General features: G+C 72.8%; 10 protein-coding genes. 2 read left to right on the top strand and 8 right to left on the bottom strand.

Annotated features, from left to right (window positions below; all coding sequences use genetic code 11):
• Positions 1–498: 498 nt before the first annotated feature.
• A complete protein-coding gene (locus BCD49_RS15160; protein ID WP_425343345.1) occupies positions 499–1,374 on the top strand; it encodes a PhzF family phenazine biosynthesis protein in 876 nt (291 codons plus the stop codon).
• 163 nt (positions 1,375–1,537) lie between these two features.
• Here the strand turns inward: BCD49_RS15160 and BCD49_RS15155 are convergent, their stop codons facing one another.
• The 7 genes from BCD49_RS15155 to BCD49_RS15125 form a co-directional block, all read right to left on the bottom strand.
• Positions 1,538–1,825 carry a transcriptional regulator gene (locus tag BCD49_RS15155; protein ID WP_007519390.1) on the bottom strand — a complete coding sequence of 96 codons (288 nt, stop codon included), beginning with the start codon at positions 1,823–1,825 and terminating at the stop codon, positions 1,538–1,540.
• Entirely contained in the window at positions 1,825–2,385 is a 561-nt protein-coding gene (locus tag BCD49_RS15150; RefSeq protein WP_007519388.1) for a hypothetical protein, read from the bottom strand. The genes BCD49_RS15155 and BCD49_RS15150 overlap by 1 nt, the downstream gene beginning before the upstream one ends.
• 115 nt (positions 2,386–2,500) lie before the next feature.
• The gene (locus tag BCD49_RS15145) at positions 2,501–3,343 is read right to left on the bottom strand and encodes an arylamine N-acetyltransferase family protein (RefSeq protein WP_241832331.1); all 843 of its coding nucleotides are present in this window, start codon (positions 3,341–3,343) and stop codon (positions 2,501–2,503) included.
• Positions 3,344–3,525: 182 nt separating this feature from the next.
• Complete coding sequence (locus tag BCD49_RS15140) at positions 3,526–4,161, bottom strand: pyridoxamine 5'-phosphate oxidase family protein (protein WP_007519385.1); 636 nt, start codon at positions 4,159–4,161, stop codon at positions 3,526–3,528.
• A 79-nt stretch (positions 4,162–4,240) separates the two neighbouring features.
• On the bottom strand, positions 4,241–4,915 hold the full coding sequence (locus tag BCD49_RS15135) for a DUF4262 domain-containing protein (protein WP_007519383.1): 675 nt from the start codon (positions 4,913–4,915) through the stop codon (positions 4,241–4,243).
• A gap of 283 nt (positions 4,916–5,198) precedes the next feature.
• Positions 5,199–5,639 carry a peptide-methionine (R)-S-oxide reductase MsrB gene (msrB, locus tag BCD49_RS15130; RefSeq protein WP_007519382.1) on the bottom strand — a complete coding sequence of 147 codons (441 nt, stop codon included), beginning with the start codon at positions 5,637–5,639 and terminating at the stop codon, positions 5,199–5,201.
• A gap of 1,189 nt (positions 5,640–6,828) precedes the next feature.
• A complete protein-coding gene (locus BCD49_RS15125) occupies positions 6,829–7,275 on the bottom strand; it encodes a hypothetical protein (RefSeq protein WP_232794076.1) in 447 nt (148 codons plus the stop codon).
• A 95-nt stretch (positions 7,276–7,370) separates the two neighbouring features.
• Between BCD49_RS15125 and BCD49_RS15120 the strand changes: the two genes are divergently transcribed.
• Positions 7,371–7,715, top strand: a complete 345-nt coding sequence (locus BCD49_RS15120) for an RNA polymerase-binding protein RbpA (protein ID WP_071041603.1) — start codon at positions 7,371–7,373, stop codon at positions 7,713–7,715.
• 276 nt (positions 7,716–7,991) lie between these two features.
• Here the strand turns inward: BCD49_RS15120 and lnt are convergent, their stop codons facing one another.
• Entirely contained in the window at positions 7,992–10,919 is a 2,928-nt protein-coding gene (lnt, locus tag BCD49_RS15115; RefSeq protein WP_241832330.1) for an apolipoprotein N-acyltransferase, read from the bottom strand.
• Positions 10,920–11,031 lie beyond the last annotated feature (112 nt).

Raw genomic sequence — 11,031 nt, 5'->3', positions numbered from 1 at the left:
CGGCGCACTTGATCTTGGTGATCAAGAAATCCGCATCGACCGGGGGAGCGGCTTGATCATCTTCTGGTTCTGGATCATCTTCTGGTGGTCGGGCTGCGTGACCGGTCTGTTTCGAGGACGGCCTGCGGGGCGGGCTGCTCGCGGGCGGTCTGTCTGGCGGGGTGGCGAGGGTCCGGCTCTACTCCCCTGTACTTGACATAATGTTCCTTATCGGCGCTTGGGGGAGAGTGGCGAAACCGCTGGTGGCGTGGGGTTTTTTCCGCGGTTGGGAACGGGCGTCGGTCTGGCGGTCTGGCGGCGCGCCGACGGCTCGGGCTCTCACCCGTGGTCGCCGCTGGCGCGGGACTGTGGGGGCACCGGAATGCGGCTCGGGGTGGGTTCGGGGATGAGAAGTGGTGCTGGCTGGCTGTTGTCGGGGTGCGACTGGTGGCACCGTGTTCGGGCGTCGGCGTGGTGTTCGGTGACGTGCGCGGTGGCCGGATCTGGTCGTTGGAGCTCGTGAGCGGATGGGAGTTGGTACTGGTGGCGGGCGTCGCGGGCGTCGAGGTGTTGCGGTACGCGGCATTCACGTCGTCGCCGGAGGGTGGGAATCCGGCGGGGGTGGTGTTGGACGCGGTCGGGTTGTCCGACGCGGAGATGCTGCGGATCGCGGCGGAGGTCGGCTATTCGGAGACGGCGTTCCTGGTCGGGCGGGGCGGCGGCCGGTTCGACGTGCGGTATTTCAGCCCGCAGGCGGAGGTGCCGTTCTGCGGGCACGCGACGATCGCGTCGGCGGTGGCCTACGCGGATCGGCACGGAACGGGTGGGTTGGTCTTCGACACGGCGGCGGGGCTGGTGCAGGTCGGTACGGCCGTGACGGACGCGGGGGTGGTCGCGACGTTGACGAGCGTGCCGCCGCGGGTGGCGCCGGTGTCGGCCGGGTCGTTGGCGGAGCTGCTGGCGGCGTTGGGCTGGGCGCCGGAGGATCTCGATCCGGCACTGCCACCGCGGGTCGGTTATGCGGGGGCGTTCCATCCGATCGTTGCGGCGGGTTCGCGGGGGCGGCTGGCGGCGTTGGACTACGACTTCGACCGGTTGGCGGAGCTGATGGCGGTGGAGGGCTGGACGACGGTGCAGCTTGTGTGGCGGGCGGACGAGGTGACGTTTCATGCCCGTGACCCGTTCCCGCCGGGTGGGGTTGTCGAGGACCCGGCGACGGGTGCCGCGGCGGCGGCGTTGGGTGGCTATCTGCGTGCGTTGGGGTTGGTGTCCCCGCCGGCGAGGGTGACGGTCCATCAGGGCCAGGACCTGGGCCGTCCGGGTGTCCTGGCCGTGGACATTCCGGTGGACGGGGGTGTGTCGGTCTCAGGCCCTGCTGTGGCGTTGGGTGGGTAGTGCGGCCACCTGACTACGGCGGCACTGGCTCCCCYGTTGGCGTGGCCCTGGCGCCGGTGGGTCTTGGTCTCCCGTCGGGTGCGGCGACGGTCGGGGGGTGGGGTTCCCGGCCTGGATGCCGCACGGTCGCCCACTTCCGGCGGGGCGCGGGGTCGGCGGGGGCTCAGTCGATGCCGGCGATGATGGCGCGCAGGGCGGTGACGTGTTCGCCGAGGGCGGCCCGGCCCGTGTGTGTGGTGGAGATCCAGGTTGTGCGCCGGCCGAGGTGGATGCCCTTTCGGCTGCGGGCGTAGTCGGCGTGGACGAGTGCGGTGACGTGCTTGGACAGGACGGAGTCGCTGACGTCGAGTTCGTCGCGGAGGGTGGAGAACTCCATTTCGGATACGGCGGCGAGCAGGCTCATGAGTTTGAGGCGTGCGGGTGCCTGTAGGTGGGGGTCGAGGCCGAGCATCAGCTTCCCAGGATGAGGAGAAGCAGCCCGGTGACCGCGAGGATGATCGCGGCGACGGCCCAGCGCAGCGACTCGGCCCGGGTGTTGGTTTGCGGGTCTGTCCTGTAGAGGCGTAGCCAGTGTGTCCCGCTGGCGGCGTAGCCGGCGCCTCCGGCGGCGGCGCACACGGCGCTGAGCCACCAGTGGCCGGCGTAGCCGGCCCAGAGCGAGCCTGCCAGGGCGGCTGCGTAGATCAGTGACGTGGTGGTGGCGCTGCCGAGGACGACGCGGCTGACGAGGCCGTGTATCCAGACGCCGTTGGTGCGGCGGAACCGGGCGACCTGGGTTGTGGCGACGAGGGCGAAGAGCAGGAGCCCGGCTGCGAGGGCGGCTCGGGCCTGTGTGGAGTCGATGACGAGGCCGGTCGCGGTGGTGAGGATCTGGCCGGCGATGGCCACTGCGATGGATCCGAAGAACCAGCTGGGGAGTCGGAGGTTGGCGGTGAGCCTGGCCTGGGACCGCAGTGCCTCGTCCAGTGCCGCCGAGGCCTCGCCGGGGTCGGGCGCAGAAGTGCTTTCCAAGATTGCAAGTAGCTGGCGTGGGTCGGGACCTGGAGGTGGGACACAGGTCCGGGTTCTGGAGTTTCGGCTTCGGTCAGCCTGGGCCAGCGGGCGGTCTGTGGCGGTCTGCGGACTGTCAGGGGCGGGATGCGGCGCGCAGTTCGGCGATGCGGTCGAGGAGGCGCTGTTCCTCGTCGTCGGTGAGGGGGACAGCGKGGTGGCGGAGTAGGTCGCGTAGCTCGGCGGTGTCGATGTCGCGGTGTTCGGTGGGCTGGCCGGGGCGGCGGACGGTGATGGTGCTGTGGGTGATGGCGGTGTGCTGGCCGTCGCCGTGTCGGGTGAGCATGAGGCCGTGGCGGAAGTGGCTGGTGGGGTGGGTGCTGGTGTAGTGGTGGCCGATCTGTAGGTCGGTGGGGTGGACGGGGAGCTCGTCGTGGGTGTGCATGAGTTCCCAGTCGCCGTCGCGCCAGCGGTGCAGTGCCCAGCCGTGGCCGTCGCCGATGGGTACCTGGCGGAGCTGGTAGGCGAGGCCGGCGTGGTCGTCGTCGGTGGCGCCGTCGGTGAGTGGGAGTGGGCGCAGCAGGCTCAGTCCGAAGCCCGGGTCGGCGAGCAGTGGTGTGTCGTTGAGGTCGTGGATGACGAGGACGCAGTGGGTGCGGGGCGCGGTGGGGTCGCCGACGCGGCCGAGGCGGCGCTCGACGTGGTAGCCGAGGCGGTCCAGGGCGGCGGCGAGCAGGGTGGCGTGTTCGAAGCAGTAGCCGCCGCGGCCTCGGCGGACGAACTTGTCCTGGACGGCGTCGAGGTCGATGCCGGGGTGCTGGTCGAGGAGCACGTCGATGTTGTCGAACGTGAAGGTACGGACGTGGGCCTCGTGGAGTTCGTCGAGGGCGGCGCGTGCCGGTGGCCTGGCTGGGACGCCTATGCGGGTGAGGTAGGCGTCGAGGTCGAGGCGTTCGGTGTGCCAGGGGTCGTCGGTCACTGTGTCCCCTTCGGCGAGATGGTCGTACATCCGGGTGTGTGGCGGTTCGATAGTCCCCCGGCGGGTCTGCCGCTCCCCCGTCGATGTGCGGGATACCTCGGGCGGGGTTCCGGTGCGGAGCCGCTTGGGGATACGGAGCCGTTGGGTGGTCGCGGCGAGCTGGTGGTCTGCTGGTCCGGGGGTCAGTGGATGCCGGTGATGGCGATGGCGGAGCTGGGTGCGGGGATGCCGGGGCGCAGGTCGGGGGCGTCGAGGACGGTGAGGGGTGGCGCGCCGAAGCGGACCTGGCCGGCCCAGGCGGGTCCGGTGACGTCGTCGGCGGGGTCGTCGGGCCAGTCGTCGAGGATGCGCATCGACCACTGCCGGATCGGCATGGCGAGCAGCAGCGTGGCGGCGAGTTCTTTGGCGGTGGGGCGGCGTAGCTCGGCGACGCGGCCGGGGATGATCCGGTCGGTGAGCACGTCGAGGGCGGTTTCCTTGTCGGTGCCGGTGAGGGGTGTGAAGGCGCCGAACAGGACGGCGCCGCGGTAGAGGAGCGCCGACTCGAAGGCGGAGCGGGCGATGAGCACGCCGTTGATGGCGGCGATGGAGACCGACACGGGGCAGCCGGCGGCGATCGCGCGCAGCCAGCGGGAGCCCGTCGAGCCGTGGATGACGATCTGGTCGTCCCAGTAGACGACCGCGGTGGGTAGGACGACGGGGTGGCCGTCGTCGATGAACCCGACGTGGCCGACGACGGTGGAGGCGAGCAGCCGGTCGAGGTCGGCGCGGTCGTGGGACATCAGCTCGGGCAGGCGGGTCGCCTCGGTCCGTGGCATGGCGGCCACTGTAGGGACCGGTCCCCCGGCGGGATGGGCCGCCTTGTCCGGGAGACCGGTTCGCTGGGGTCGAGGGTGGTCAGCCGGTGGCGGGGTGACGGTCCTCGTCCTCGTCGTCGAGGGCGGCGAAGGGATCGAGGGGGTAGTACAGGATTGGCTGGGTGTCGTGGGGCAGGACCCAGCCGGGTTCCCAGGGGAACTGGCCGGTGGCGTCGCACCACACGATCTGCAGGGCGTCGACGGGTGGGCCGTCGGGGGGCTGGTAGCGGCGGTTRGCGAACGTGAGGAGGTCGGCGGAGGCTCCCGGGTCGACGTCGAGGAGGGCGAGGCGTGGCCAGCCGGGGAAGTCGGCGCACTGGCGGCGGCCGGTGAGGCGGGTGCCGGCGCGGACCTGTTCGCCGAGGGTGTTGAGCAGGTGCGCGGCGGGGTGGGTGCGCAGGCCCACGACGACGAGTTCGGGATGGTCGTAGCCGGTCAGGCCAATGGTGTAGACGTGGCGCGGCAGGCACGGGTCGTCGCCGACTCCTTGGAGGGCCCAGCCGTGTTCGGCGATGGTGGCGTCCAGGACGGCGGTGTAGCGCTGCTCGAACTGGTCGCAGAGGCGGTCCAGTTCGTGTTCGGTGTTGATGAGCCGGTTGGGGCCGACGGCCGGGGTGGCGTTGTGGGTTCTGGCGGCGTGGGTGTGGCCGGTGGTGGCGTGGGTGATGGTGAGGGTGCTGCGCGGCCGGGTCCGGGGGCCGCGGTGCTTGCTCATTGGCGTCTCCCGCTGTGCGGTGGAACGCCCCCTGCGTTGCCGGCCGGGCGGGGTTGCCGGGCTGGCGGGTCGCGGCTCCGGGGTCCTGGGAGCCGGGTGATGGGTCGGTGCGCCTGTGTGGTCCTCCGGTGGGTCACGCTACGGACTGGCGTGGAGGTGGGCCGGTGCCGGCGAGCCCCGCTGTGGATGCCGGCGGGCCGTCCACAGATCCGGGTGCTGGTGGCGAAGGGCGCGACGCCGGGCCGAGGCTGGTGTAGGGGCTGCTGTGGTTGGGCGGCTGGGCTCAGGTGGTGTTGGTCGTGGTGTCGAGGTCGAGCGCGAGGCTGTTCATGCAGTAGCGCTGGCCGGTGGGGGCTGGGCCGTCGTCGAAGACGTGGCCGAGGTGGGAGCCGCAGCGGCCGCAGCGGACCTCGGTGCGCAGCATGCCGTGGGTGCGGTCTTCGATGTACTCGACGGCGCCCTCGGTGATCGGCTGGTAGAAGCTGGGCCAGCCGCAGCCGGAGTCGTACTTGGTGTCGGAGGTGAACAGCGGGTTGCCGCAGCCGCCGCACAGGTAGGTGCCGGTGTCCTTGGAGTAGGTGTAGGCGCCGGTGAAGGGCCGCTCGGTGGCGGCCTGGCGCAGGATGGCGTAGCGGGACGGGTCGAGCAGGGCGCGCCACTCGGTGTCGTCGCGTACGACCTTCTCGTCGGCGGCGCGCGGGGTGCTGCTCTGGCTGTCGGTCATGGTGCTCCTGTCGGTGGACGACGTCGCGTCGGTCGTCGGGACGGGTTGCCGTGGCCCTGCCGTTTGTGGGTACCCGCGGGGTGTCGGCGCGGTGCGCCGTCGTCGCGGCTTCTCCATCTTCTGGCCTTGGCTGGCGGGCGGTAGCTGACGGTCGCGGATGTCCTGGCGGGACTGCTCCAGTGCGTGTCTGGCGTGGTCGTCGACCGTCACATGGTGCAGCGGTCCCGCCATTACTGGCATTCCCGTGGTGTGGCGTCGCCGACGCGGATCCGGGTCGGGGGCGGTTGGGTCCTCGTGAGGGCGCCGGGTCGGTGGTGAAGGTCAGTGGTAGCACGCAGGACGGCCGGTGTCGGTCTTCTTGTGATCAAGTGCGGATGTGGCCGTGTGGGCGGTTCGCGAGGGCGGGGCCGTTCGCGGCCCGGGGGGTTGAGGTTCGCCGGTGGTGTCGGGCCTGCCGTTGGACGAGGACGACCCGAGGTCGGTGGGTCCGTATGACCTGCTGGGCCGATTGGGTGACGGCGGCATGGGCAGCGTGTAGCTGGCACGCCGCCGGGCCGCCGACGGTTCCGGCGAGGCCGCCGGCGTGGGCGGTGCGCTGGACGGCGTGGGTCCGCTGGTGGCGTTGAAGGTGATCCGGCCGGATCTGGCGCGTATCCCCGAGTTCCGGGAGCGGTTCCTGCGGAGGCGCGGTCGGCGCAGCGGGTGGCCAGGTTCCGCACGGCCGAGGTGATCGACGTCAGCTCTGCGGGGTGTCGGCCGTATCTGGTGACGGAGTTCATCGACGGGCCGACGCTGTTCGCCGCCGTGCGCACGGACGGGCCGTTGCCGCCGGCGGAGCTCACAAGCGGCTCGCGGTCGCGTCGGCGCTGACGGCGATCCATGCGGCCGGGGTGATCCACCGTGATCTGAAGCCAGGGAACGTCGTCGCGACCGGGGAGGAGAACGGCACGGTGTGGCTGTGGGGGGTTCCCTAGTCCGACGTCCGACGTCCGACGAGCGCCGGTGCCGCGTGCCTGGTGCCGATCACAGTGACGTTCCCCTGGTGACTGGCACGAAGATCGCCACATGTGTACCTCGATCCGAGTTCCGAGCTCGCGCTCGTTCGGATTCCGGTACACGACCGACGATCAAGCCCATGGCCAAGCCAGGGCGCGGGGGCACTGCCGGGCCAGCCGTGAGCCCGGTGGGGCTAGTCGATGACCGCTGTGGCTGGCTCGTCCGGGGTGGCGGTGAGGGCGGGTGCGGCCCAGGCGACGGCGCCGGCGCCGAGCAGGGCGGCGAGGGCGCCGGCGGCCGGGGAGACCTGGCGGCGGGCGGCGGCGGTGGTCAGCACGACGGCGTCGACGGTGTCGGACAGGGCGCCGGCCCAGACCCAGCCGCTGGTGGGGTGGCGGCGGGCGAGGGCGTGCAGGAGGCCGCCGCCGAGGGCGAGGTCGCGGCCGCCGAGGAGGCGGGCGGCCCAGGCGGTGCTCTCGGCGGTCACCCGGTCGACGCCGGTGGCGCGCAGGGCGGTGACGGGGCGGGTGAGCGCGGCGGCGCCGATGGCGCAGCGGCCGAGGGCGAGTAGGCCGAGATGCGTCCTGCTGCCGGCTTGCGGTGCAATCGATGTGAGCGTGCGAACACGCAGTGTGGCCACGGTCTCGTTACCGACCCTTCCGTTGTGGGAACGTCTCGGCTGGCTCCGACGTTCGGAGAAGTGAGACACCGGTAATCAACGCTCGGAGGGGTTCTATGGGCGAGCGCGTTCTGCGGGGCAGCCGTCTCGGCGCGGTGTCCTACGAGACCGACCGCAGCACGGAGCTTGCTCCGCGCCAGACAGCTTCGTACGACTGTCCGAACGGCCACCAGTTCACCATGCCGTTCGCGGCCGAGGCCGAGGTGCCCTCGGTCTGGGAGTGCCGGGTGTGCGGCGAGGCGTCGGTGATCRTCGACGGGGAGCGGCCGGAGCCGAAGAAGGCCAAGCCGCCGCGTACCCACTGGGACATGCTGATGGAGCGCCGGACGACGGCGGATCTGGAGGAGGTCCTGGCGGAGCGGCTGGCCGTCCTGCGTGGGGACAGCCGCCAGGCCAGCTGACGGGTAGCGAGGCCGTCCGTGGTCGGCCATCCCTTGGGGTGGCTGCCCGGCGGGTCGGGCCAGCTGACTGCCCCGGGGGGTGACCCTCGGGGCTTCTTCGTCGGGCACGGCCCTGTGCAGGGGTCAGCGGAGCGAGCGAGTAAGTACGTAAGTGTGCATCAGGTAGTAGCGGACGCGACGCGGCGGCCGCGGCAGCAAGGGGCGTGGCGCTGAGGCCACGCCCCTTTTGCTGTCCGGTGCGACGGGTCCGCCCGCTGTCCGCGGGGCGCGGCCCGGTCAGGGCGCCAGGCTGGGATCGTCCCGAGCGGGCAGTGTCGCCGCGTTCGTCGTGGCGCCGCCGGTGGCGGCCGAGGCTGGCGCCGGGCTGGCGGCCGAACCGTTGATCGCGATGCCGCCCGTGGCGATCGTGGGCTTGGTCGGCTGCGTGGGCGGGGTGGCGGCGGTCGCCGCGACGAGCGCCGGCTCGGTGGCGGGCGCGGGGACGCTGACCGGTGTGGCGGGTACCGGGCGGGGCGCCGGGCCGCGGCGGCCGGAGACGAGCGCCCACAGCGCGGTGCGCCAGAACGCCTCGATGATGATCGAACGGCTCATCTTGGACGCGCCGCGTTCGCGTTCGACGAAGGTGATGGGCACCTCGGCGACGCGGAAACCGCCGCGCCAGGCGGTCCAGGCGAGGTCGACCTGGAAGCAGTAGCCCTGCGACTGGATCGCGTCGAGGTCACGGGCCCGCAGCACCTCGGCCCGGTAGGCCCGGTAGCCGGCGGTGGCGTCACGCGTCGGGATACCGAGAGCGGCGCGGACGTAGAGGTTCGCGCCGCGGGACAGGACGAGCCGGCTGCGTGGCCAGTTGCGGACCTGTCCGCCGCGGACCCATCGGGAGCCGATGACCAGGTCGGCGGTGTTCAGCCGGGCCAGCAGGCGGGGCAGCTCCTCGGGCTGGTGGGAGCCGTCGGCGTCCATCTCGACGATGACGTCGTAGCCGTGGCGCAGCGCCCAGGAGAAACCGGCGACGTAGGCGGAGCCGAGACCGGACTTGCCGGCGCGGTGCAGGACGTGGATCTGCGCGTCCTCGCGGGCGAGCTCGTCGGCGATCTGGCCGGTGCCGTCGGGGCTGTTGTCGTCGATGACGAGCAGGTCGACGGTCGGGTTCGCCTCGCGGAGCCGCAGCGCGGTGCGGGTCAGGTTCTCCCGTTCGTTGTACGTCGGCACGCAGACGACTACCCGGTGGGCGTCCACGCCGCTCCTTTCTGGTCCACRGCCGTCGGGCCGGTGGCCTGCCCGCGGGGCGGGGGTGTCCCGCGGGGTGGCGCCGGGGCCGGGGTGCCCTGCGCCGGAAGGGATTTGGCCGGCGGGCCGTGGGCGCCGGCGCCCGGTAGCGATCCCAGTCATAATGGCCGCCGCCGCCAGGGCGGTCGCGACCGCCTCCGGGATGGCCCCGACCCGGTCGGCCAGAGTGCGGCCGGTGCGCAGTGGCAGCTCGGCGGAGAGTATCCCGGGTTCGTACAGGCCAGTCTGGGCGAGCACGGTGCCGTCGGGGGTGATGATGGCGCTTTGTCCGCTGGTGGAGACCTGGATGGTGGCCCGGCCGTGTTCGACGGCACGGATCCGGGTCATCGCGAGCTGCTGCTGGCTTTCGCCCTTGCGGCCGAAGGACGCGTTGTTCGTCTGGACGACGATCAGGCGGGCGCCCTGGTCGACGGAGGCGCGGACGTTGCCGTCGTAGGCGACCTCGAAGCAGATGACGTCGCCGATGGTGGTGCCGGCGGCGGGCAGCACGGCGGGGCCGGTGCCGTGGACGAAGTCGCTGGGCATCTCGGTCGCGAACCGGGTGATGACCTTCTGCAGGATGGCCCGGCCGGGGAGGTACTCGGCGAACGGGACGGGGTTGTGCTTGACGTAGAGCTGGCCGGCCCAGCCGTCGGCGGTCCAGACGAGGCCTGCGTTGCGGACGTGGCCGGCGCCGGGGCCGTCGAGGACGGCGCCGAGCATGACCGGGACGCCGATCGCGCGGGCGGCCTCGTCGAGCAGCGCCGCGGCGCGGCGGTCGACGAACGGGTCGACGTCGGAGGAGTTCTCCGGCCAGACGACCAGGTCCGGCCGGGGGGTGCGACCGGCGGCGACGTCGGCGGCGAGGCGCAGCGTCTCGTCGACGTGGTTGCGGGTGACCTGGAACTTCTCGCCGAGGGCGTCGAGGCCGCCGGGTTCGGGGACGTCGCCCTGGATCGCGGCGACCCGCAGGGTTCCGTCCTGGGGCGCGGTGGGCAGCGGGACGGCGAGGCCGGCGGCGGCGAGTGCCGCGATGCCGGCGGCGGGCAGCGCGGCGCCGAGGGCGAGCGCCCGGCGGTGCCGGCCGGCGGCCGGGAGGCGGTCGGTGTCGCCGTCGCCGGGTCGCTGGGTGGGCACGGCGACGGGGACGGCCGTGGGGGGCGTGGTGACGTCGGGGACGCGCAGGTGGGCGGCCAGCGCGGCGCGGCCGGTGGTGACGAGGGTGTGCAGGGTGAGCGCGAGCAGCGCGCCGGTGGCGGCGACGGCGAACGTCATCGCCGGGGCGCCGGCGACGGCGGCGAGCGGGGTGTAGGGCCCGTCGGGCTGGCTGAACGCGAGCCGGCCCCAGGGGAAGCCACCGAAGGGCGCGCGGCCGCGCAGCGCCTCCTGGCCGACCCAGACGCAGGCGACGGCGGCCCAGGCGTAGCCGGCGCGCAGCCGCAGGGCGAGCACGGTCGCGGGGCCGACGACGGCGAGGATCGCGGCCTCGCCGATCGCCAGGGCGTAGAGGGCGTCGTCGCCGACGAACGAGACGAACCGCAGCAGCGGCAGGAAGAAACCCAGGCCGAACAGGAAGGCGATCCGGTATGCGGACGGCAGCCGCCGGCCGCGCACCAGCAGGGTGAGGGCGGCGACGGCGACGGGCGCGAGCGGCCAGGCACCCACCGGCGGGAACGCCAGGTAGAGGCCGGCCCCGGCGGCGAGCGCGGCCACGGCGCGGGCGAGCGTCGCGGCCCTGGGTGGCCGGAGGCGTCGCCGCCGGGGCCGGGCGGGGACGGTGGCGACGCCGGATGCCGTTCCCTTGGTCGCGGGGCCGCCGGGGCGGGACTCGACCGGAGGTGGCGGGCCGGTGCGCGCGGAGGCGGCGGACGGCGGTGTCACGGTCCCAGTGTGCTGGACAGAACGGATCTGGTGGGCGGGAGTGCCCGTCCTGCCCATCCCCGTGCCCCTTGCGGCCCGCTCCCCCGCTGTCCGGATCCGCCTGTCCCTGTGGCGACCCGCGCCACCCGGCCGCCCTCGTGAACACTCACCGTGGTGTTCGTAACGTTCT

The sequence above is a fragment of the Pseudofrankia sp. EUN1h genome, assembly GCF_001854645.1.
Taxonomy (GTDB): Bacteria; Actinomycetota; Actinomycetes; order Frankiales; family Frankiaceae; genus Pseudofrankia; species Pseudofrankia saprophytica.
Note: the sequence above shows the minus strand (reverse complement) of the source record. Positions and strands in the feature narration are given on the sequence as shown.

What these genes read in the sequence shown, in the direction of transcription:
- msrB (WP_007519382.1), bottom strand. Translation starts at nt 5,639, where the DNA reads ATGACCGACAGCCAGAGCAGCACCCCGCGCGCCGCCGACGAGAAGGTC.
- BCD49_RS15140 (WP_007519385.1), bottom strand. Translation starts at nt 4,161, where the DNA reads ATGCCACGGACCGAGGCGACCCGCCTGCCCGAGCTGATGTCCCACGAC.
- BCD49_RS15155 (WP_007519390.1), bottom strand. Translation starts at nt 1,825, where the DNA reads ATGCTCGGCCTCGACCCCCACCTACAGGCACCCGCACGCCTCAAACTC.